Annotated in this window: 18 protein-coding genes; 15 read left to right on the top strand and 3 right to left on the bottom strand. The window is 68.1% G+C overall.

What is annotated here, in order from left to right:
- Positions 1 to 4: 4 nt before the first annotated feature.
- Positions 5 to 1,717, top strand: coding sequence for an HNH endonuclease signature motif containing protein (locus Amac_RS57510; protein ID WP_155359009.1), 1,713 nt, complete (start codon positions 5 to 7; stop codon positions 1,715 to 1,717).
- Positions 1,718 to 1,792: 75 nt separating this feature from the next.
- Here Amac_RS57510 and Amac_RS36665 read toward each other — a convergent pair whose 3' ends face one another.
- Positions 1,793 to 2,641: an ADP-ribosylglycohydrolase family protein gene (locus Amac_RS36665; RefSeq protein WP_281356386.1), complete on the bottom strand. Its 849-nt coding sequence runs from the start codon at positions 2,639 to 2,641 to the stop codon at positions 1,793 to 1,795.
- Between the two features lie 16 nt (positions 2,642 to 2,657).
- On the opposite strand from Amac_RS36665, the gene Amac_RS36660 reads away from it, so the two are divergent.
- On the top strand, positions 2,658 to 3,506 hold the full coding sequence (locus Amac_RS36660; RefSeq protein WP_218041507.1) for an NAD-dependent protein deacetylase: 849 nt from the start codon (positions 2,658 to 2,660) through the stop codon (positions 3,504 to 3,506).
- A gap of 4 nt (positions 3,507 to 3,510) precedes the next feature.
- Here the strand turns inward: Amac_RS36660 and Amac_RS36655 are convergent, their stop codons facing one another.
- Positions 3,511 to 4,422, bottom strand: coding sequence for a LysR family transcriptional regulator (locus Amac_RS36655; RefSeq protein ID WP_155359006.1), 912 nt, complete (start codon positions 4,420 to 4,422; stop codon positions 3,511 to 3,513).
- A gap of 176 nt (positions 4,423 to 4,598) precedes the next feature.
- On the opposite strand from Amac_RS36655, the gene Amac_RS36650 reads away from it, so the two are divergent.
- From Amac_RS36650 to Amac_RS36625, 6 genes are all read left to right on the top strand, one after another.
- On the top strand, positions 4,599 to 5,465 hold the full coding sequence (locus Amac_RS36650) for an FAD binding domain-containing protein (RefSeq protein WP_155359005.1): 867 nt from the start codon (positions 4,599 to 4,601) through the stop codon (positions 5,463 to 5,465).
- Positions 5,462 to 5,929, top strand: coding sequence for a (2Fe-2S)-binding protein (locus tag Amac_RS36645; protein ID WP_155359004.1), 468 nt, complete (start codon positions 5,462 to 5,464; stop codon positions 5,927 to 5,929). The genes Amac_RS36650 and Amac_RS36645 overlap by 4 nt, the downstream gene beginning before the upstream one ends.
- The gene (locus Amac_RS36640; RefSeq protein WP_155359003.1) at positions 5,926 to 8,295 is read left to right on the top strand and encodes an aerobic carbon-monoxide dehydrogenase large subunit; all 2,370 of its coding nucleotides are present in this window, start codon (positions 5,926 to 5,928) and stop codon (positions 8,293 to 8,295) included. The genes Amac_RS36645 and Amac_RS36640 overlap by 4 nt, the downstream gene beginning before the upstream one ends.
- Positions 8,296 to 8,370: 75 nt before the next feature.
- Positions 8,371 to 9,168, top strand: a complete 798-nt coding sequence (locus Amac_RS36635) for an XdhC family protein (protein WP_218041506.1) — start codon at positions 8,371 to 8,373, stop codon at positions 9,166 to 9,168.
- Between the two features lie 85 nt (positions 9,169 to 9,253).
- Entirely contained in the window at positions 9,254 to 9,904 is a 651-nt protein-coding gene (locus tag Amac_RS36630; protein ID WP_246268961.1) for an SRPBCC family protein, read from the top strand.
- 209 nt (positions 9,905 to 10,113) lie between these two features.
- Complete coding sequence (locus Amac_RS36625; protein ID WP_155359001.1) at positions 10,114 to 11,010, top strand: hypothetical protein; 897 nt, start codon at positions 10,114 to 10,116, stop codon at positions 11,008 to 11,010.
- Between the two features lie 497 nt (positions 11,011 to 11,507).
- Here Amac_RS36625 and Amac_RS36620 read toward each other — a convergent pair whose 3' ends face one another.
- On the bottom strand, positions 11,508 to 14,639 hold the full coding sequence (locus Amac_RS36620) for an AfsR/SARP family transcriptional regulator (RefSeq protein ID WP_155359000.1): 3,132 nt from the start codon (positions 14,637 to 14,639) through the stop codon (positions 11,508 to 11,510).
- 635 nt (positions 14,640 to 15,274) lie between these two features.
- Between Amac_RS36620 and Amac_RS36615 the strand changes: the two genes are divergently transcribed.
- The 7 genes from Amac_RS36615 to Amac_RS36585 all read left to right on the top strand — a co-directional run.
- Positions 15,275 to 15,652, top strand: coding sequence for a hypothetical protein (locus Amac_RS36615; RefSeq protein WP_246265356.1), 378 nt, complete (start codon positions 15,275 to 15,277; stop codon positions 15,650 to 15,652).
- A 91-nt stretch (positions 15,653 to 15,743) separates the two neighbouring features.
- Positions 15,744 to 17,789, top strand: a complete 2,046-nt coding sequence (locus Amac_RS36610) for a hydantoinase/oxoprolinase family protein (RefSeq protein WP_155358999.1) — start codon at positions 15,744 to 15,746, stop codon at positions 17,787 to 17,789.
- Complete coding sequence (locus tag Amac_RS36605) at positions 17,776 to 19,593, top strand: hydantoinase B/oxoprolinase family protein (protein ID WP_155358998.1); 1,818 nt, start codon at positions 17,776 to 17,778, stop codon at positions 19,591 to 19,593. Before Amac_RS36610 ends, Amac_RS36605 begins: the two co-directional genes overlap by 14 nt.
- A gap of 281 nt (positions 19,594 to 19,874) precedes the next feature.
- The gene (locus tag Amac_RS36600) at positions 19,875 to 20,741 is read left to right on the top strand and encodes a helix-turn-helix domain-containing protein (protein WP_155358997.1); all 867 of its coding nucleotides are present in this window, start codon (positions 19,875 to 19,877) and stop codon (positions 20,739 to 20,741) included.
- Positions 20,742 to 20,773: 32 nt separating this feature from the next.
- Positions 20,774 to 21,619 carry an SAM-dependent methyltransferase gene (locus Amac_RS36595; RefSeq protein WP_246268954.1) on the top strand — a complete coding sequence of 282 codons (846 nt, stop codon included), beginning with the start codon at positions 20,774 to 20,776 and terminating at the stop codon, positions 21,617 to 21,619.
- Entirely contained in the window at positions 21,616 to 21,795 is a 180-nt protein-coding gene (locus tag Amac_RS36590) for a DUF397 domain-containing protein (protein ID WP_155358996.1), read from the top strand. The genes Amac_RS36595 and Amac_RS36590 overlap by 4 nt, the downstream gene beginning before the upstream one ends.
- 257 nt (positions 21,796 to 22,052) lie before the next feature.
- A partial coding sequence (locus Amac_RS36585; RefSeq protein ID WP_155359045.1) for a CaiB/BaiF CoA transferase family protein occupies positions 22,053 to 23,147 on the top strand: 1,095 nt, incomplete at its 3' end.

Here is a 23,147-nt window from a genome sequence, read left to right as displayed (position 1 = left end):
GGGTTTGGCCGGGGCGGCGATACGGGAGTTGCTGCGCCAGGCCGAGGTGCTCGCCGCTGACCGGTCGCTGGTGCCGTCGGATGTGGAGGCGGCGATGGCGGAGATTGTGGCGTGGTCGGCGGTGATTGATCGGGCTGAGGCGGCGATCGCGGTCCGGTTGGCCGTGGCCGATGCCGGGAAAGGCCAGCAGCTGTTCGGGCGGCGGTCGCTCGGGGCGTGGCTGGCCGCGGCCACCGGTTCCCGTGCCGCCCGGGCGGGGGAGCGGGTCACTCTGGCCCGCCAACTGTCGCGGCTGCCGGATCTGGCCGCGCGGCTGGCCGAGGGCCGTATGCCCTTCGGGGCCGCGGCGGCGGTCGCCTCAGCGGTCCGGCATCTGGATGATGAGGAGACTCGGCTGGCCGAGCCGATCCTGCTGACCCTGGCTGATGATCCGGCCACCACCGTGGAGGATGTGAGCCAGGCCGGTCGGGCGATCCTGGAGACCGTCGACCCCGACGGGCGGTTGGCCCGCGCCGCCGCGGCGACCGAACGCCAGCACCTGGCCATTTCCACCACGCTGAGCGGGATGGGCCACGTCAGCGGTCTGCTGGATCCGGAACTGACGCTGCAGTTCCAAACCTGGCTGGAACCTTTGGCGGTCAAGAACGGGGTCGAGGACACCCGTACCCATGGGCGGCGGATGGCCGACGCCCTGGCCGTGCGCCTGTCCGGCGGCGGACGCCGCACCGTGATGCACGTGGCGGTCACCGAGCAAACCCTCACCGGCCAGTCCGAGGATCCGGCCTATCTGCAGGACGGGACCGCGATCCCGGCCGCCGACGCCCGCCGCATGGCCTACACCGCCGACCTGCGCCGCGTGCTGCGCGACGCCGACGGCGCCCTCCTGGACCTGGGCCGCGCCCGCCGGCTGGCCTCCACCGACCAGCGCGAAGCCATCCTCGCCCAATACACCACCTGCGCCCGCGAAGGATGTGATGTCCCCGCCTACCTCGCCGAAATCGACCACATCCAACCCTGGCACCCCACCGGCCGCACCGACCTGACCAACCTCGCCCCCCTCTGCACCCCCGACAACAAATGGAAATCCCGCCACCCCGACCGCGTCGAAATCATCGACCAACCCAACGGCACCGTGGTGATGCGCTTCCACCGCCACCCCAAACTCCACCCCCGAAAGCGGCCCTACCAGCCCCGCCACCAACCTGGGCAACCCCAACAACCTGGGCAACCCCACCAACCTGGGCAACCCCACCAACCTGGGCAACCCCAACAACCTGGGCAACCCCAACAACCTGGGCAACCCCAACAACCTGGGCAACCCCAACAACCTGGGCAACCCCAACAACCCGGGCAACCCCAACAACCCGGGCGCTCCTGGCATCCCCAGCAGCCCGGGCAGCAAACACCCACAAACCCGACCCCAGCCCGTCCGGGGAGCCGCACCCGACCCCGAGCATGGCCTCCGCCGCCGTCGCATCCGCCGCCGGCATCGCCCGCACCGGCGTTGCGCCCCGCTCCGGCATCGCCCGGGATGTCACACCCGACCCCGTCATGGCCTCCAACGCCACCGCATCCGACGCCGGCATCGCCCCCACCGGTGCCGCACTCAACCCAGCCCTCGCCCGGGAGGTGGCAAGTGACTCCGGCTGCGTACCCGACTCCACACCCGGCCCCGGCCCGGGCGGATGACGCGCGCCTACAGGCAGACGTCGGGTAACCTCGCCCACGAGCGCGGCTAGACCAGCACCATGGGCGTGGAGGCAGTGACCCACAGAAGATCACGAGCCGGGTGTCATCGGGTCGCCGCGCGTTCGAGCAGGCTGGTTCGAGCAGGCTCACGGTGGTCGGGATGGATGGCGGCGAGCGTCTGCGGGAGGTTGTCCAAGGGGTCCGCGCTGTTCAAAGCGACACGTATCAGATCATGAAAGATCGCGGTGCCTTCCCAAGCCGCGGGGTCGCCGTGGGTGAGTGCGGCGATCCGGCGGGCGGCGTCCATGGTGGCCTGCTGCCCTTCGCGGGCGAAGTACACGGCGGAGGGGGTGGCCCGCATCAATGAACCATTGCCCGCAGCGTGGTGGCTCCTCCGGAAGTGGGCGGCGGCGGCCTGGTCCCAGGGCAGGCCGGAGGTCAGAACATCGTCAGTCTGCAGCCCGATGTCCTTTGGCTCATCGGTCGCCCATCGCTGGAAACGGGCGAAGATATCCGGCAGATCCGGGTCGCCACGTTCCACCAGTGATTCGGCGACATGGACAGCCATCTGAGTGTCGTCGTTAGCCTCCCCGGTGTCCCAGCCGCCGCCCCCGCACATCTCACCACCAGTACCCGGCACCGGAAATCGCGCGGAGAACGCGCCCGCTGGACCGAACTCGAAAGGGGCACCCAACGCGTCGCCCACCACAGAACCCACAACCGCGCCGGCGGCACGCTTCACATGATTCACAACGACAGGCTTTGAGCCTTGTGTCCCCGCAACTCCGCTTAGGGCTTGACGATGTCCGTCGGCGGTTTCGTCGCCGCCCGTACCAGAGCCTGGCCACCTCGTTCGGCGAGAACCCTGCGTCCCGGCAGCAGCATGATCACGCACGTGAGCTGGCCAGTGAGTCAGTAGCGGTCCTGCGAGGGCTTCCGCCGTCGGGGCCATAGGGCACGATGGGAGGGTGCGGAACGCGAGGCCAGGCTCAGTTGCGGAGCTGGCGGGGTTGGTCGCCGAAGGCGGCGTGGTTGTGCTGAGTGGAGCGGGGCTGTCCACCGAATCGGGCATCCCCGACTACCGAGGTCCAACAGGGCGGGGCCGCCGGGCCGAACCCATGACGTACCAGAAATTCGCGGACAGCGCGCAGGCCCGGCAGCGCTACTGGGCGCGCAGCCATGTCGGCTGGCGGCAGCTGGGCCTGGCCCGTCCCAACGCGGGACACCATGCGGTCGCCGAGTTGGAGCGCCATAGTCTGGTCGAGGCGATCATCACCCAGAACGTGGATGGACTGCACCAGGCGGCAGGGGCCCAGCGGGTGACCGAACTGCACGGCGGGCTCGATCGGGTGGTGTGCCTGGGCTGCCGGGAGCGCAGCCCTCGCGCCGACCTCGACCGGCGGCTGCACGCGGCCAACCCCGGCTGGCACGCCACCGCCTCCCAGTTCAACCCCGACGGCGACGCGGTTCTGCCGGACGAACTCGTCGCGGCCTTCCAGGTCGTCGATTGCCTGACCTGCGACGGACTACTCAAGCCCGACGTGATCTTCTTCGGCGAGAACGTTCCCCGCCCCCGGGTCGACACGTGCTTCGCACAGGTCGCCGCAGCCCGCGCGCTGCTCGTCCTCGGCTCCTCGCTCGCGGTCCGCTCCGGCTATCGATTCGTGGCACGGGCAGCGGCCCTCGGCATCCCGATCGCCATCGTCAACCAAGAACCGACGGCGGGTGACGACTTGGCTCTGATCCGACTGGACGTTCCCCTCGGCCCCACCCTCACCGCCGTCGTCAACGCGATACCGACACCCCGCCCAGCCTGAACGGTCACTGTTTCCAGATGGAGACGTGGACGGTTGGGCGGAATCTGGTTCTGGGGACGCCGGCTTCCGGGGAGTGCATGAGTTGGGTGGCGGCGGGGGTGCCGAGGAATTCCAGGAATGTGCTGGCCAGGGGGGAGCGGTTGCCTGGTTCTAAGGCGGTGGCGTACCAGCTGATGTCCATGGGGGTGGCCGCTGTTTCGATTACGGTGAGGTCGCCTTTGCGGAGGTGGCGGGTGACGAGGTGGCCGATGGCGGGGGCGATTCCGGTGCCCGCGGCGGCGGCGTCCCAGGCGGCTGTCTGGTTGGGGAAGACGCGGATGCGGGATTCGGGGACGCGGAGGCGCTGGAGTAATCGGCTGGCGTCGCTGGCGGGGTCTTCGACCGAGGGGTCGACGAGCCAGGTGTCCCGGTGGCCTGCCGGGGAGCCTACGGCGACCAGGCGGCAGCGGAGGACGGGCTCGCTGACCAGGCGTTCTCCGGTTATGCGGGGGCCCAGGGCGACGTCGGCGACGCGGCTGGTGAGGAGGAGGGGGATTTCCTCGCTGGCGGCTTCGCCGCAGGTGGTCTCCATGGCGCGGCGGCGGCCGAAGACGTCGGTGAGGGAGGAGGCGACGAATTCGGCGATCGCGCCGGAGGCGACCAGGTGCAGGCGGTCGGCGCGGACCGTTTGTACGGCGGCTTCGGCTTCGGCGCCCAACGCGACCATCTGGGAGGCGATCGGGAACAGGCGGCGGCCGCCCTCGGTGAGGAGCATGCGGTCGCCGGATCTGACCACGAGGGCATCGCCCATGTGTACGCGCAACGCGGCCAGGGCTTGGGAGATCGCGGGTTCGCTGACGCCGAGGGCGCGGGCCGCGGCTTTGACCGATCCGAGCCTGCCGACGAAGACGAAGGCGCTCAGCTGGGTCAAGGTCAATTGTCCTCCCTCGCCAGGCTCAGGACCGCGGTCTGACCTTCTTTCTAGACCCACCACTGGCATTAAGTAACCCCTTATTCGTGGATTGTGGCGGGATTCGGCGCGGGGGAAGGTGACAAGTGCCTGCCGTTCCGTGCGCTGTCGCATGGGCGGGGGCACTCGGCGAGGAGGTCGATATGCAGGTTCCCGCCAGCTTCGAGTTCGAGCGGGCTGAGAGCGTGCCACACGCTCTGGAGCTGCTCGAACGGTATGGCCCGGAGGCCCGGCTGGTCGCCGGGGGTCACAGCCTGATCCCGATGATGAAGCTGCGGCTGGCCCAGCCGGACGCGCTGATCGACATCAACGGGCTCGCGGAGTTGTCCCAGCTGGGGGTGGAGGGGGACACGCTGGTCATCGGGGCGCTCGTCCGGCACGCCGCCCTGCTCGCCGACGATGCTGTAGGCGCATATTTCCCGATATTTCATGAAGCGGAGCGGGTGATCGCGGATCCCGTGGTCCGCAACAGGGGGACGGTGGGGGGATCGCTCTGCCAGGCGGATCCCTCCGAGGATCTTTCCGCCGCGTTCGCCGCGGTACGGGCGGACGCCGTCATCGTGGGGCCGGGCGGAAGCCGTACCGTCCCGATCCGGGAGTTCCACGTCGGGCCGTACGAGACGGTGGTCGAGCCCGGCGAGATCCTCACCGAGCTCCGGGTGCGGATCAAGCCGGGCGCGGGCAGCGCGTACGAGAAGGTCGAGCGGCGGGTCGGGGACTGGCCGGTGGCCGCGGTGGGGGCGTACCTGCGGACGAACGAAGGCATGATCGTCGAGGCGGGGCTTGGGCTGACGGCGGTGGGGGCGGAGCATTTCGCGGCGCCGGACGCGGAGGCGTACCTGATCGGGAAGGCGGCGGGGGAGGACGTGCTGCGGGAGGCGGCGCGGATCGCCGCGGCGAGTTGCGCGCCGCAGGCCGATCAGCGCGGCCCGGTCGACTACAAGCGGCATCTCGCCGGAGAACTCACCTACCGGGCGCTCAGCCGCGCCGCCGAGAGGAGCCGAGCATGAGGGTCAGTGTCACGGTGAACGGCCAGAACTACGTGCGGGACGTCGAGCCGAGGCTGCTGCTGGTGCACTTCCTGCGGGACGAACTCCGCCTTACCGGCACGCACTGGGGGTGTGACACCTCCAACTGCGGGGTGTGCGTGGTGCAACTCGATGGCGTACCGGTGAAATCGTGCACGGTGCTCGCGGTCATGGCCGACGGGCACGAGGTGACGACCGTGGAGGGGCTGGAGAAGGACGGCGCGCTTGATCCCGTTCAGGAGGGGTTCGTGCAGTGTCACGGGCTGCAGTGCGGGTTCTGCACGCCGGGCATGCTGATGACCGCCCGCTGGCTGCTCGACCGCAACCCCGACCCGGACGAGGGCGAGATCCGCGAGGCCATTTCCGGGCAGCTGTGCAGGTGCACCGGCTACGAGAACATCGTCCGTTCGGTGCGCTGGGCGGCGGAGAAGGAGGCGTCGGTATGAGCACTCCGATGGGATTCGGCCGCATGCACCGCAAGGAGGACGCGCGCTTCATCCGGGGCCGCGGCGGCTATGTGGACGACGTCAACCTGCCCGGCATGCTGTACGGCGCGATCCTGCGCAGCCCGCACGCGCACGCCAGGATCGTCTCCATCGACACTTCGGCGGCGCTCGCCCACCCGAAGGTCAAAGCGGTCATCACCGGCGAGACGCTGGCGGGGCTGAACCTGGCCTGGATGCCGACCCTTTCGGCCGACACGCAGGCCGTGCTGGCCACCGACAAGGTCAGGTTCCAGGGGCAGGAGGTCGCGTTCGTCGTCGCCGAGGACCGGTATTCGGCGCGGGACGCGCTGGAGCTGATCGACGTCGAGTACGACGCGCTGGACGCCGTGATTGACGCCAGGAAATCCCTGGACCCGGACGCGCCCATCATCCGCGACGATCACGAGGGCCGGGCCGACAACAAGATCTTCGACTGGGAGGCTGGGGACAAAGCCACCACCGACGCCGTTTTCGCTCAGGCTGAGGTGACGGTCACGCAGGACATGCTGTACCCGCGCGTGCACCCCGCCCCGCTGGAGACCTGCGGCGCCGTAGCCGACTTCGACAAGGTCACCGGCAAGCTGACCGTCTGGTGCCCGACCCAGGCCCCGCACGCCCACCGCACCCTCTACGCCCTGGTCGCCGGCCTCCCCGAACACAAGATCCGCGTCATCTCCCCCGACATCGGCGGCGGCTTCGGCAACAAAGTCGGGATATATCCGGGATATGTCTGCGCGATCGTCGGGTCTATCGTCACCGGCAAACCCGTGAAATGGATGGAAGACCGCTCAGAGAACCTGATGAGCACCTCCTTCGCCCGGGACTACCACATGCGCGGCGAAGTCGCCGCGACCCGGGACGGCAAGATCCAGGCCATCCGCGTCAAGGTCCTCGCCGACCACGGCGCCTTCAACGGCACCGCCCAGCCGACCAAGTTCCCCGCCGGCTTCTTCCACGTTTTCACCGGCTCGTACGACCTGCGGGCCGCCCACTGCGAAGTCACCGGCGTCTACACCAACAAGGCCCCCGGCGGCGTCGCCTACGCCTGCTCCTTCCGCATCACCGAAGCCGTCTACCTGGTCGAACGCATGATCGACGTGCTCGCCATGGAACTCGGCGCCGACCCCGCCGAACTGCGCATGAAGAACCTGCTGCGCTCCGAGCAGTTCCCCTACACCTCCCCGACCGGCTGGGAGTACGACTCCGGCGACTACCAGAAGACTCTGCAACTCGCCATGGACATGGCCGGATACGACGCGCTCCGCCGCGAGCAGGCCGAGAAGCGGGACCGCGGCGAGCTCATGGGCATCGGCATCGCGTTCTTCACCGAGGCCGTCGGCGCCGGCCCGCGCAAGCACATGGACATTCTCGGCCTTGGCATGGCCGACGGCGCCGAACTCCGCGTGCACCCGACCGGCAAGGCCGTGCTCCGCGTCTCCTGCCAGTCCCAGGGCCAGGGCCACGAGACCACATTCGCCCAGATCGTCGCCTCTGAACTGGGCATCTCCCCTGACGACGTGGACGTCGTGCACGGCGACACCGACCAGACGCCCTTCGGGCTCGGCACGTACGGCTCACGCTCCACGCCCGTCTCCGGGGCCGCCGCCGCGATGGTGTCCAGAAAAGTCAGGGAACGCGCCCGCCAGGTGGCCGCCGCCATGCTGGAGGCCTCCCCTGAGGACCTCGAATGGGCCGTCAACGAGTCCGGCGGCGCGTGGACGGTCGCCGGAACTGGCGCGGGAAAGACCATCCAGGAGATCGCCCTCGCCGCCCATTCCAGCCTGGAACTCCCCGAAGGCATCGAAGGCCATCTGGACGCCACCTGTGTGTACAACCCGCCCAACCTGACCTACCCGTTCGGCGCGTACATCTGCGTGGTCGACGTCGACCCCGGCACCGGCCAGGTGAAGGTCCGCCGCTTCATCGCGGTCGACGACTGTGGCGTGCGCATCAACCCCATGATCGTCGAAGGCCAGGTCCACGGCGGCCTCGCCGACGGCGTCGGCATGGCGCTCATGCAGCTCATGGCCTTCGACGAGGACGGCAACCACCTGGGCGCCTCCTTCATGGACTACCTGCTCCCGACCGCCATGGAATGCCCCTCCTGGGAACTGGGCGAAACGGTCACTCCCTCTCCGCACCACCCCATCGGCGCGAAGGGCGTCGGCGAATCGGCCACCGTGGGCTCGCCTCCCGCCGTGGTCAACGCCGTCCTCGACGCCCTCAGGCCCTTTGGGGTACGGCATGCGGACATGCCCCTCACCCCCGCCGGAGTCTGGCGCGCGATGCAGGGCAACCCCATCCGTACGGACCTGGCCATCTCATGACATTCCTGGCCAGGCGGCTTCGGGCCGCCTGGCCGAGCATCCACGGAGAACAAAACCAACGGAAATGGTCAAATCATGACCACACATCACACTTCCGACGAATTCCTTGGGATGCCGGAGATCCGGCGTACTGCGGCCCCGTCGCAGGGTCGCGCGTTCGGTGGCTCGGCTGGGTGGGACGCCGGGCTCGGCCAGCGGGCGAGAGCGTTGAGCGCGGGGCGGCAGCCGTACGTGATGGCGACCGTCGTCCGGGCGGCGCGGCCCACCAGCGCCAAGGCCGGGGACCGCGCGCTCGTGCTGGCGGACGGGACGATCGAAGGGTTCGTCGGGGGGCATTGCGCCCTGGCGGCGGTGCGTACCCAGGGGCTTCGGCTGCTGACCGGCGGTAGTTCCACGTTGCTGCGGATCACGCCGGAGGCGGCGGAGCCGTACGAGGAGGAGGGGCTGGTCGCGGTCGGGCAGCCATGCCTGTCCGGCGGGACCTTGGAGATCTTCCTTGAAGCGGTGATCCCGCCCAGGCTCGTCCTCGTGTACGGCCAGGGGCCGATCGCGCAGTCCCTCGACACGGTCGGATCCGCGCTGGGCTACGCGACCGAGCTCACCGACGACCCTCTTGTGGCGCTTGCTCCGGACACGTCCGCCGTGATCGTGGCGTCTCATGGTGTGGCGGAGGTCCCGATCCTGACTCGTGCCATCGAGGCCCGCGTTCCATACATCGGCCTGGTCGCCAGCCGCAAGCGGGGCAGTGCCGTACTGGCGGGAATTCCGGGCTCCGAAGACGTGCACAGCCCCGCAGGGCTCGATCTTGGCGCCAGGACCCCCGCGGAGATCGCTCTCACCGTCTACGCGGAGGTGCTCGCCGCCCGAATGTGAAGATCTGCAAGCGCGGACTCGACCGAGGGGGCAGATCTTGCCGTTATCCTCGCTGCTCTAGATTCTCTAGTGTGCGGCATTGGAGGTGGGAGCATTGAAGGTCGTCGGCAGCGCTTTGCTCGGGGTGGAACGTGCGAAAGTCTGGTCCGCGCTGCAGGATCCCGGCGTGCTCGTCCGGACGATCCCCGGCTGCGAACGTCTGGAGTCCATCGGCGTCGACACCTACCGCATGACCGTCCACGCCGGAGTGGCGTCGATCAAAGGCGTCTACCAGGGCGAGGTCGCCCTGGCCGAACCCGAGGAGCCGGAGCGTTTCGTACTGCGGGCGCGCGGCCAGGGCGCTCCCGGAACGGTGGACGCTACCGTCCGAGTGCAGCTCAGCGAGGTGGACGGCGGCACCCGCGTCGACTACGACGCCGAAGCCATCGTGGGCGGCATGATCGGCGGCGTCGGCCAGCGCATGCTCGGCTCGGTCGCCCGCAAAACCGCCGGCGAGTTCTTCTCCGCCGTCGAGGAACACCTCCTCGCCGGTCCTGCCGTGGTCGTGCCCTCAATCGAAGCCCCCATCCCGGCTGCCGCGGAGACCGCCCAGATCTTCACCCGCCTCCCGCAAGCCGCCGCCGCGAAGCAGGGCCCCCCACCCTGGGCGGTCATCACGGCATTCGGCATGGGCGCCGGCATCGCCCTCGGCAGCGCGGTCATCGGCTGGCTCCTCGGCCGCTCCCGCAAACGGTGACGCACGTAAGCGCACCTGCGCAACGGTGCCGCCCGCGTGACCTGCGTGCGTCGGGGGAGGTCGCGTTCGAGCAACGGTGCCGTCCGCGTGAGCACATCTCCCCTGCGCACGGCGGCGTAGGTCGCGTTCGAGCAACGGTGACGCGCACGTGAGCACATCTCACCGGGGCACTATCGCCGTGGGCGATCATTTGGGCGTAGGTTTGCCCTATGCGGGAGGCTCACGCGGAGGACGCACGATCTGAGGCCAAGCGACTGATTCTCGACCTGTTGGGCGAGGAACGCCCCACAGCCGGCACCTTGCTCAACGAGGCGCGAACCGTACTCGGCCGGGAACGCACCCGCCGCGCCGCCGAACTGGCCCGCGGCGCCCCCCTCACCCGCCGCTCAGCCGAACTCGCCGCCATCGCGGCCCTTTTCGTGGGTACGGGCGAGCTAGGCCCCGGCTGGTGGACGGTCAGCCGCGGCGGCACCCTCCCACCCCCCGAGGAAGTCCTCGTCAAAGCCGCCTCCCTCGACCCCTGGACGGACCTGACCGTCCTGGAAATGCTCGCCGCCTGGATCTCCGACGACGTCGCCGACGCCATCTGGGGCCCACCCGTCGGCACCGCCGACCTCAACTCCTGGCAAGCGGAAGACCGCGTCCCCCTCCCTCCCGACGCCCGCGCCGGAAACCGCCTGGTCGTCGCCTTCGACGCCGGCGGCCGCCTGGACGCCGTCGTCGTCACCCGCAAAGACGACGACCTCGGCTCCAACCTCGACTTCTCCTCCCTCCGCTACTCCCGCCCCGCCGAAGCCCAATGGAGCTGGGGCGTCGCCGCCGGCCTCGGTCCCCACCCCCTCCCCGACGAAAACCCCGACCCCTACGCCGACCCAGTCGACCCCACCCCCAGCACAATCCTCCGCGACTGGGCCCTCCACCACGGCGCAACCCTCGACCACGTCGGCCCACCCTGGGAAACCCGAGGCGACGTAACCGCCGCCGTCGAACGCGTCGACTGGATGTGGCGCAGCGCCGAATGGTTCGCCTGGTGGCGCGCCGTCTCCGCCCTCATCGACGCCGAACCCGACCAGCTCGCCCGCCGCATTGACGACATGACCCGCTGACCTTCTAGAGGAGAGCACGATGGGAGTCGGACGCTTGGCTCGACTCCTGGCGGGTGATGATGACGTGCTCGCCCTCGCGAGGGCGGCGCTCGCAGGGGGTGCAGCATTCGAAATCTGGCCCGGGGAAGTGCCGACCGCGCGCCTTGTGTCGATCTACAGCAGGCGCAGGCGTACCGCCGAACGAAGGGGCCAGCCCTCGCTCGGGTTTGATAGTGCCCTTGATGCGTTGACTGCTTACGACGGTGCGTCGGCCGTTCTCGGCTACGTGGATGACCGGAGTAGGGGCGGATTCTACTTCCAACTGTTCCTGGCTCCTTCGCAGAACCGAATGATCGCATGCCTCGCAATAAAACCACCCAGCGAGAATGAATTCCGGCCGAACGTCTCACCGTGAAACCAATTTGCGATCGAGACACGCCATGCGATGGAAACATCTGCTGAACCGTTGGAAGGCCTCCAGATCAGGGATGAATTCTTGCGTGCAAGTGACGATTATCTCAAGCGGTGGAATCCGTTCGATCTGGAGCGTGTGCGGCGCCGAGACGGGTGCGGGTGTCTTCGGCTTCCGGTACGCCCAGTTGGTCGTACAGGGCGAGCGCCTGCTGCCAGCATTCTTCGGAGCGGCCCGCGTTACCGGTGTTGAGCAGGGAGAATCCCATCTGGTCGAGGGTGCGGGCCTGCTGGTAGAGGTCGCCGATGGCGCGGGCGAGCTCGAGAGCCTGGCCGTAGCCGTCCAGCGCGATGTCGTGGCGTCCGGCGCGCTGGTGCACGTCGGCGAGTCGGCTGACGGCCTCCGATTCGATGAATCTCTCGGAGATTTCGACGGCGATATTCCGGGCTTTCTGGAAGTGGATGAAGGCCTCGTTGTCGCGACCCATACGTAGGTAGCAAGTGCCGATATTGTTCAGCGCGTCGGCTTCGCCGCGTCGGTCGCCGATCTCCCGGTAGAGCTTCACCGCAGTCCGGTAGTGCTGATTGGCCTCGGCGAGGTCGCCCATTTTCTGGCGCACGTTGGCAATATTGTTGGAGATTATGGCCTGAATCTGCGGGCCCATTTCCGGGTCGGCGGCGGCGGCCTGCTCGTAGTACCGGAGTGCTGACGCCGGGCGACCGAGCCGGAAATCCAGGTCGCCCATGTTGTTCAACGTGCTCTGCCTGCCGCGTGGATCATCGATTTGCTCCCAGATGGCCAGCGACCGGCGCATCCGGTCGTCGGCCTCCGGATAGTCGCCTAGGTGCCACAGGGCGATGCCCGCATAGCCAAGGCTCGCCGCCTCGCCCCGATGGTTGCTCAGCGTCCTGTGGGTCTGGAGCGCCAGCTGGCAGTACTCCAGGGCGATCGTGTATTCGGAGCGGTATATATGGATGACGCCGATCAGATCGAGAAGGTCCGCGATAGCACGCTGGTCGTTCAGCGCGCGCTGGACGGTCAGCGCCTGAGTGGCTTGTTCGAGGGCGTCGTCTAGATTACCGGCCCGCGACCAGATGCGGGCGATGTCGGCGCGCGCCCGCGCAGCCCCGGCGTGGTCGCCGAGATGCCGGCATGCGTCGATCGCGCGCTGATGCAGGGCAACGGCCTCCTTCCAGTGCCCGGACGTCTCCAAGAACTGGCTGAGCACGTGCGCGAGCGATGCCGCGTGTCCCGGCCATTGATCGTCGGCGGCGTACGCGGCGAGATGAAGAAGGTTGTCGATTTCGTCGGTCAGCCAGGTCCGCGCGTCCTCGGCGGTCTCCAGCCGGGGCAGGACGGGTGGCGAACCGCTGATCTCCATCGGCAGGCTCGTACTCCGCGCATGGAGGAGCCGATCGGCGCGATCCGCGGTGTGCAGGTAGAAGTCGAGTAGCCGGGAACGTGCCAGGCGGCGTTCGGGCTCGGGTCGGTCGGCGGACAGCTGGCGTGCGTAGTCGCGGATGAGGTCGTGGAACTGGTACCTGCCGCGTCGTGGCTCGGCGATGAGGTGGTGATCGAGCAGGTCGTCCAGCATTCGTGCCGTGCTGTGCGGATCCGCCTGGAGCAGCGCCGCGGAGCTGTCGACGCCGAAGTCGGCTCCTGGGTGGAGTCCGAGCAGCCGGAACGCCTCCTGGTGCGGAGGGTCGAGTCCTTGATACGACAGTTCGAAGGCCGCGGTGATCTCCCGGTTGTCGGCCCGGATCTCGGCCAGCCGCCGATTGTTGTCGCCGAGCATCGCGACCAGGTCCGCGACCTGCCAGGAAGGCCGGTGCTGGATCCGGTTGCCGACCAGTTGGATGGCCATGGGCAGGTAGCCGCACAGCCGCATGAGTGTGGACACCTCGTCCGTCTCGCGGGCGCGGCCGTGGCCGATGATCCGGCCGAACAGCGTGGCCGCATCTTCCGGCGGCAGCACTTCCAGCGGGAGCGATTGAATGTCGTCCAGCCCGGCCAGGTGGCGACGACTGGTGATCAGGACCAGACATCCGGGCGAGCCCGGCAGGAGATGGCGGATCTGCTCGTGCCCGGCCGCGCCGTCCAGCACGATCAGGACCTTACGCCGGGCCAACTCGGCCCGCCACAATGTCGCGCGCTGGTCCAGGCCGTCCGGGATCCGCGCGGCGTGGATGCCGAGCATGCGCAGCAACTGGTCCAGCGCGGTGAGCGGATCGAGCGGCGCGCGCTCCGCGTCATGACCATAAAGATCGAGATGGAGTTGCCCGTCCGGATACCGCCCGGCGAGCCGATGAGCCAGATGCACGGCCAGCGCGGATTTCCCGACCCCCGGCATTCCGTCGATGGCCAGCACGGTGACCGCGGTCTCGTGCGGCGTGGCCATGGCCAGCAGTCGGGTGATCTCGCTGGTGCGACCGGTGAAGGTGGAACTGTCGCGGGGCAGGTTGTTCCGCGCCTGGCCCATGCCGGGGGGTAGCAGCAATGAGGCGTCGCCGTGCAGGATGCGCTGGTGGAGTTCCCGTAGTTGCGGACCGGCGTCGGAGGCGAATCCGGTGACCAGGTGCTGCCGGGCGCGCAGGTAGACCTTCTGGGCCTCGATTTGACGGCCGCTACGGAAGAGCGCGGTCATCAGCAATTCGACCAGTTTCTCGTGGTACGGGTACCCGTCCACGAGGGCCGAAAGTTCCGCCACCATGTCGGCGTGCCGTCCGAGCTGTAGTTCGAATTCTATGCGCTCGATGGTGCCACCGAGGAGTTCGTCTTCGATGCCCTTCCTGACGCGATTGGCCCAGGATCCGGAAAGGCCCGCTAGCGGTTCTCCGCGCCACAGCGTCGCCGCCTCGTTCAATAGCCGCACGGCCTCCTGCTCGTCGCCGCTTTTGGCGATGGACCGCGCCTGGGTGCGCAATTGCCGGAAGCGGTAGTAATCCACGTTCTCGGGATCGGTCTCCAGAATGTACGCCCCGGCGCGATTGCTGATCAAGGCATCGGCCCCGATATCCTGCAGCCGTGTTCTGAGTCGGCTGGCATTGCTGTATAAATTACGCCGGGCATTATTCGGTGGATGGCCGTCCCATACTCGGTCGATGAGTATTTCGGTCGGGACCGGTTCCCCTGGGGTGAGCGCCAAAGCCGCCAGCACATGGCGCTCTCTCGCCCACCCGACATTATGGCGTGTCTGTTTGTGCCAGAGTTCGATAGGGCCGAGTATCCGGAATTCCACGAGAGCCCCTAAGTAGGGGACAGGGGACTTTCCGAGAGTTTCTCATCATCGGATACGGAAATCCAGGATTAGGCCGCTTCAGCGTGAACTGTAAGGTTCGTCGGCTCGCGGGCGACTTGGTCGCCGGAAACGGATGCCGGGCCATGGTTTCGGTCTGTCGAGCCGCGACCGAATTATGTTCGCTCGGAACTCTTCATCTAAGTTACTCTCGGGTTTCGGTCTGCTCACCTACCTTGTTCTGGCAGCCCTTTACGTCTAGGGAGAAGACCATTAAGGTGTTCCTGTCGTGCCCAAGATCACCGGGCAAAGGCGACATTTCGTCCAATCGGACACTTAGTGATACAAGAAAGACTGATATGCGCAAAGAAGAGCCCGGGCAAGATGGCACCGAAGATCCGATGTTTATCTTCTATCTCTTCGGTTTCGGCTTGTTGCCTTAGTTTTGGACCGTGTTTGCGGGAAGCCTCCGACCGTAAGGTTGGAGGTTTTCTCGTGCAAGGCAAGAGAGTCCACCTTGCCCAGGGTGACTAATCGATCGCTTATCGTGATGTTGTGGTACTGGTCTGGGTATTGGCTGGATCCGGGCTTCGTGGGAGATTTCTCCCCTAGGTATCTGAGAGCCCCAGGAGGCAACCGTGACCACACCAGGCGAGACCCCCGCTGATCTGGACGCGATGATGGTCCCGGATGACATGACCGAGGCGCAGTCGGACGCGGCGCGCTGGCGGTACGGGTTCTATGTCGTGCTCACTGGGCTGGTGGTGATTCTGGTCGGGTTCGCGGTGGCCGTCTTGCGGACGGGGGAAGCGGGGACCTTGTTCGCGGGGATGGCCGGCGTCGTGGGGACGATCATCGGGGCGTACTTTGGGGTGCAGGCGGGGCAGTCGGGGAAGGACAGGGCCGAGGCGGAGTTGCGGCGGGCCAATGATCGGGCGACCAGGATGGCCGCGTATGTCGGGCCGCAGAACATCGACCACATCATGGGGCCGGTGCGGCGGCCGGGTCGTGGGTGAGGTCGGCGGGCAGGCTCTGACGACGATTTCCAGATTCTTCGGCATAGTGCGCTGATTTCACACCTCGCAGGTCGTCGGTAGAAACTGGAGCATGCACAGCGTCCGTATCGGGGTCGACACCGGCGGCACGTTCACCGACGTGGTTCTGGTGGATGAGGCTTCCGGCCAGATCGTCACGACCAAGACTCCCTCTACTCCTGCCAATCCGGCCGACGGATTTCTGGCAGGGGTGCACAAGGTTCTTGAACTGCACGGGAGCACAGAGAGTCTGGACGCCGTGTCCGCGCTGGTGCACGGCACCACGGTGGCCACCAACCAGCTGCTGGAAGACCGGCAGGACGGGACCGCCCACCTGGGCTTCGTCACGACCGAAGGTTTCGAGTTCATCCTGGAGATCGCCCGCCAGAGCGTGCCGGACGGCTACGGGAACTCCTACTTCTGGGTGAAACCGCCCCGGATCGTGCCCGTGCACCGGGTGAAGACGGTGGGCGGGCGGCTCGACCATCTGGGCGCGGAGGTGCGCCCGTTCGACGAGGGCGCGGCGATCGAGGTCGCGCGCTGGTTCCGCGAGCAGGGCGTCACCGCGATCGGGGTGTGCTTCCTGCACTCCTACGCCAACCCGGAGCACGAGCGCCGCATGCGGCAGGTCCTGGCCGCGGAGCATCCGGACGCGGTGGTCTCGCTCTCCAGCGACGTGCTGCGCGAATACCGCGAGTACGAGCGTTCCGTGACCACCCTGGTCGACGCCGCCGTGAAACCCATCATGCGGAAATACATCGACAACCTCTCCGACCGGCTCGGGCGGAGCTTCTCGGTGATGAAGAGCAACGGCGGCGTGCTCTCGGCCGCCGAGGTGGTGCACCAGCCGATCACCACCGTCCTGTCCGGACCCGCGGCGGGCGCGCTCGGCGCGGCCCTGATCGCGAGTACGGCGGGGCACCCCTCCGTGATCACCCTGGACGGCGGCGGCACCTCCACCGACGTGGCCGTGGTCGTGGACGGCGAGCCCTCCCAGACCACCGAGGGCAGCATCGGCCGCTACCCGTGCAAGATCCCGATGATCGACATCGTGACCGTGGGGGCGGGCGGCGGCTCGATCGCGTGGATCTCCCCGGAGGGCACCCTCAAGGTCGGCCCCAAGTCCGCGGGCGCAGACCCGGGGCCGATGTGTTACGGCAAGGGCGGCACCGAGGTGACCGTCACCGACGCCCACGTGTTCCTCGGCCGGGTCCCCCCGCACCTGCTCGGCGGCGAGATCCCGCTGGACGCGGCGGCGGCCAGGGCCGGGATCGAAGGGCTCGCCGCCAAGCTCGGCCTCACCCCGGAACGCTGCGCGACCGGCATCCTGGAGATCAGCGCGTTCAACCAGTCCAACGCGATCCGGCAGATCACCGTCAAGCGCGGCCTCGACGTGCGCGACTTCCCGCTGGTCGCGTTCGGCGGGTCCGGCCCGCTGCTGGCCTGCCGCCTGATCGACGTGCTGGGCCTCAAAGCCGCGATCATTCCGCCCGAGCCGGGCAACGTGTCCGCGTTCGGGCTGCTCACCGTGGACGTCAAGAACGACTATGTCCGGACTCACGTGACCAGGGATCCGTCGCTGGAGACCATGTCCGGGATCCTCGCGGAGCTGGAGGCCCAGGCCGCCGAGGCGCTGGACCGGGAGGGCTTCACCGACCACGTGTACGCGCGCAGCGCCGATCTCCGCTACTACGGCCAGGCCTACGAGGTCCGCGTGCCCGCGCCCGAAGGCCCCCTCACCCCGGCCTGGCGCGAGGCCGTCCTGGAGCGCTTCCACGAAGCCCATTTCAAGCTTTACGGGTACGGCTACCGCGACGACCCCCAGCACGCCGTCGAATGGGTGAACCTGCGGGTTTCCGGCATCGGGCCGATCACCCGGCCGACCGTGGCGCGCAGGCCGTACCAGCCGGAGGAGCCCAGCCCGGTCTGCACGCGGGACGTCTTCTACGAGGGCTGGGCCCGCACGGTGATCTATCGCCGGCGCGAGCTCGGCGCCGGCGCGGTGGTGACCGGGCCCGCCGTCATCGAGGAGTACGGCTCGACGCTTCCGATCCATCCCGGTTTCACGGCGACCATGGACGACTACGGCAACCTGGAGGTCCGACGTGAGCTCGGCTGACCCGATCCTCATCGAGATCGTCGAAGGCACGCTGGCCTCGGTCGAGATGGAGGTCGAGACCGCCATCGCCAGGACCGCCCGCTCGCCCATGATCCGGGACGCGCACGACTTCCGGGCCGGCATCCACGACGTCAAGCTGCGCAAGCTGACCGGGCGGTCGTATTCGGCGCTGGTGCAGCCGATCGTGCGGGATTTCCCGATCGGCACCATGCGTCCCGGCGACGTGTTCTTCCACAACGACGTGTACCTGTCCGAAGGCGGCATTGGGCATCTGCCGGACCTGTGCGTGACCGTCCCGGTGTTCCACGCCGGTGAGGTGGTCGCGTTCGTGCAGGCGTTCGGGCACCACGACGACATCGGCGGGGCCTGCCCGGGCTCGATGCCGTCGGGGGCGCGCAGCGTGTTCGAGGAAGGGCTGATGGTCCCGCCGATCCGGCTCTGGGACCAGGGCACGCCCAACGACGCCGCGCTGCGGATCATGACCCGCAACTCGCGCATGCCCGACTCGCTGGCCGGCGACCTGGACGCGGAGTGCTCGGCCTGCCTGATGGGCGCCCGCCGCCTCGGCGAGCTCTTCGACCGGTACGGCCGGGACGCGGTCGACGCCTGCTTCGACGCGATCATCGGCAAGACCACCGAGACCTTCCGCCGCGAGCTGCTGGCGAAGATCCCGGAAGGCGTGCACGTGTGGGAGGACTACGCCGAGCACGACGGTGTGGACGAGCCCCGGCTGCACGCGCAGCGGATCACGCTGACCGTCGACCACGCCGCCCCCGAGCCGCTGATCATCGACTTCACCGGCACGTCGCCGCAGGCCAAGGGCCCGATCAACCACGCGGGCGACTACGCCGACGGGGTGTTCCTGAAGAAGTGGCTGGCGCCGATCCTGCGCAACCTGGCCGAGACGCCGGAACGCATGGCCGAGCTCGACGTCAACGAGGGCGTGGTCCCGCTCATCAAGATGGTGTTCCCGGAGAAGGGCACCCTGCTCACGCCCATCTTCCCGGCCCCGACCAACGCCCGCACGTTCGTGATCCTGCGCCTGCTTGGCGTGCTCGCCGGGGTGCTGGCCAAGGCGACCGGCGGGCGCATGCCCGCCGACCAGGAGACGATCCGCTACACCGGTGTGTACGGCCACGACCACAACGGCAACGACTACCTGATGCGCGAGGTCCTCGGCGGCGGCTCCGGCGGACGCTGGTACGCCGACGGCGAGGACACCATCCACATCGTGCCGGATTCCCGGAACATCCCGGTCGAGTTCGCCGAGGCCCGCTGGCCGTTCCGGGTGGAGCGCCTCGGCCTGGCCGTGGACAGCGGCGGTCCTGGGAGGTTCCGGGGCGGTCTGGGCTACGACAAGCACATCCGGATGTTGCGGGACGCGTCGTTCATGTCCATCGCGGACCGGTCGATCCTGAGCTGCTGGGGAGTCAACGGCGGGCGGGCCGGGCGGCCGTTCGTGGTGACCGTCAACGGGGTCGAGATGGACGGGCTCGTGGACGACTTCCCGGTGCGGGAAGGGGAGATCGTCCGGGTTCGTACCACCGGCGGGGGTGGCTGGGGGTCGCCCTTCGAGCGGGAGCCGCAGCGGGTGGCGGACGACGTGCGGGACGGGAAGGTGTCCCTGGAGTGCGCGCGGCACGAGTACGGCGTGGTGCTCTCCGCCGACTTGGTCGTGGACGAGGCGGCCACGGAGGAGCTTCGAGCGAGTATGCCCGTTCTGTCGGAGGCGTTCTTCGACCGCGGGCCGGGCTATCCGAAGCTGTCCGGCGGCCAGCCGCACGCGGAGGTCGATCTCCGCTGATATCCGGTGGCGGGGGATATTTCCGTCACCGGATATGAGGGCAACCCTCCCGTGAGGGAGTCCTGCCATCCAATGAGTCGCCGCTGCGCTACATCTCTTCCGCAATTCTCGATCATCGTGCAACATGTGCAACATGCCGAGCCGAGAGCGCTCCGAGACTATAGCAACCATGACCTGGGTAAATAGAGACATCACTGCACCACTTAGGGCCGTCTCCCCTTCCCATTGGACTAGCACCGCTTTGCATAGCGGCTGGAGCAACATTTCCCGGGAGATATGACATGGGCGGCGTTGGCGTGAGCAGTGGCGCGCAGCAGGCCAGGGAGGCGCTGGGGGCCCGGCTTCGGGAGATCAGGGCCGGGGCGCGGGTGACCGGCCGGGAGCTCGCGGGCCGTGCCGGCTGGCACTTCACCAAAGTGTCCAAGCTGGAACACGGCCGGATCATGCCCAGCGAGGACGACCTGCGCCTGTGGTGCTTCCACTGCCACGCCCTGGCTGACCTGGCCGAACTCCTGGCGATGCGCGACAACACCGAGAAGATGTACGTCGAGCTGCGCCGCCTGGAGAAGGTCGGATCCGCCGCCTTCCAGCAGGAACTACGCGACCGAGAAGCGCGAACCCGCTCGATTCGCAGCTTCTCCGCCTTCCTCATCCCAGCGGTCGCCCAAACCCGCGCCTACGCCACCATCCGATTCACCGAATTTTCCGAAATGTCCGGCATCAGGACGGACGTGGAGTCCGCGGTGGACGCCCGGATGGAGCGCACCGAGCTGCTGCTGACCGGCAAATCCCTGTTCCACCTGGTCCTGTGCGAGACCGCCCTGATAGCCGCCATGGCGCCGCCGGACGTCATGCTGGAACAACTACGCCACCTGCTCCACATCGCCCGCCTGCGCACCGTCCAGCTCGGCGTCGTCCCCCTGGGCTCCCCCCACTACCCACCGCTCTGCGACTTCTGGATCCTGGACGACACCGCCGCCGAAACCGAGACGTACGCCGCATTCATCCGCGTCACCCAGCCCGGCGAGGTCGCCATGTACGCCAAGGTCTTCGACAGCCTTGCGCGTTCGGCCGTGCACGGAGAGCAAGCAGTGGAGATCATCGAGCGCCATATCGAGGCCCTCGTGCAACATCTGGCAACATCCTAGACGGTGATGATCCGCTTTCCTAGCGTGAAGCCATGACCCCTCACGGACTGCCGATGGAGCCGCCCGACGCGGACCTCCGCCGGCATCGACGCCCCGAGCCACCACCCGTCACGATCGACGTGAAGGTCCCCAACGTGGCTCGCATGTATGACTATTACCTGGGCGGCAAAGACAACACCCTCGCCGACCGGGAGTGCGCGGAAGAAGTCATCCGCGAGATCCCGCAGACCCGCGACATCGCGTGGGCGAACCGGCGTTTCCTCGGCCGGGCGGTCCGGTTCCTGGCCGAGGAGCAGGGCATCGACCAGTTCATTGACATCGGTGCGGGTTTACCCACCCGGGAGAACGTGCACCAGGTCGCGCAACGCGCCAACCCCGACGCCCGCGTGGTCTACGTGGACAACGATCCGGTGGTGCTCGTGCACGCCCGCGCGTTGCTCGCCCGCGATCCGCAGACGCTGGCAATCTCCGGCGACGCCCGGCGACCGCTGGAGATCCTGGCCGACGCCGAACTGCGCGGCCTGCTGGACCTGTCCCGCCCGGTCGGCGTGCTGATGGTCGCGGTCCTGCACTTCGTCACCGACGCCGAGGACCCGTACGGCGCGGTGGCGTCGCTGATGTCCCACCTCGTTCCCGGCTCCTGCCTGGTCATCTCACACGTGGAACGCACGAAACGCCTGGAGGCGGCCACCAGGGCCTATGCCCGGGCGAGCTCGCCCGCCGTGCTGCGCTCGGACGCCGAGGTGGCCGCGTTCTTCGAGGGCCTGACCATGATCGAACCCGGCCTGGTCCGGCTCAAGCACTGGCACCCCGACGATCTCGTGCTCCGCTTCGACCCGGACGTCCCGATCTTCGGCGCGGTGGGAGTGAAACCATGACCTGGATCCGCTCCAGCCACGGCCCGGCCGTCGAGCTGGCCGCGCTCGGCGACGGCTTCGCGATGCGCAACTCCGGACAGCCGGACGGCGCCGTCCTGTGTTTCACGACGGCCGAGATCATCGCTTTCCTGCGGGGCGTGAAGGACGGTGAGTTCGACGATCTGATCACAGAATGATCGGGTAATCACACCTGGCAGGGCAGGAAGGGTAGGCTTTGGCAGCGCCTGTGTCTAGACCGAGGAACACAGCTCCCGAAGTCTGGCAACCGCCGCGCCTTCAGTCGTATGTCCCGGCTTGGCCGCGCCTGTGTCTGGACTGAGGAACGCAGGGTCGCGAAGCGGCCCGGAGTGACGAGGGAAGACACAGGCTGAAGGCGGCCAAGCCCGCCGATCCGGAGGATCGGCCATATACACAGCCTGTTCCAGGAGTGATGATGCAGGGACCTCTCGGCGACGTCGTCGTGCTCGACCTGTCCCGGGCGCTGGCCGGGCCGCATGCCGCCCAGATGCTCGGCGACCTCGGCGCACACGTGATCAAGGTCGAGCACCCGTCCGGCGACGAGTCCCGCGGCTGGGGCCCGCCCTTCGTCGGCCCAGATGCCGATATTTCGACATACTTCCTGGCGGCGAATCGGAACAAGCAGTCGATCACCATTGACCTGAAGACCGCAGAAGGCCGTGAGCTCGTGGAGCGGCTGGTGCGCCGGAGCGACGTGCTGATCGAGAACTTCCGCACGGGGGTGCTCGACCGGCTCGGTTTCAGCGCTGACCGGCTCCACGAACTCAACCCGCGCCTGATCGTGCTGTCCATCACCGGTTTCGGCCACGACGGCCCCGAAGGCGGGCGCCCCGGTTACGACCAGATCGCCCAGGGCGAGGCGGGCCTGATGTCGCTCACCGGGCCGCCCGGCGAGCCGTACCGGGTGGGAGCGTCCATCGCCGACCTGCTCGCGGGCATCCACGGCGCGTACGGCGTGGTGGCCGCACTCTACGAGCGCGAGCGCACCGGCAAGGGCACCGTGGTGCGCACCTCGCTGCTGGCCTCCGTCGTCGGCGTGCACTCCTACCACGGCACCTCCTGGACGGTCGGCGGCAAGCTCCCCGCCGCCAACGGCAACCACCACGCCTCGATCGCCCCGTACGGCGCCTTCCACTGCGCGGACGGCATGCTCCAGATCGCCGTCGCGAACGACGGCCAGTGGCAGAAGGTCGCCCGCCTACTAGACATCGACCCCAACATCCCGAAATATGCGACAAATAGGGAAAGATTTGCGCATCGGGATGAGTTGATCTCCGACATGGAGAAAGCCCTGGCCGGACACGATCGCGCACACTGGCTGTCCGCGCTCGCCGACCTCGGCGTTCCCGCCGGAGCCATCCGCACCATCGACGAGGTCTACAGCTGGGACCAGGTCCACTCGCAGGGCCTCCTGGTCGACGTCGACCACCCCGTCCTCGGCCGCATCACGCTCCCAGGCCCGCCGCTCCGCTTCGACGACCACCCCGCCCCCGCGCACACCCCACCCCCC

It is taken from the genome of Acrocarpospora macrocephala, assembly GCF_009687865.1.
Classification (GTDB): domain Bacteria; phylum Actinomycetota; class Actinomycetes; order Streptosporangiales; family Streptosporangiaceae; genus Acrocarpospora; species Acrocarpospora macrocephala.
This window is presented reverse-complemented; position numbering and strand designations above follow the sequence as displayed.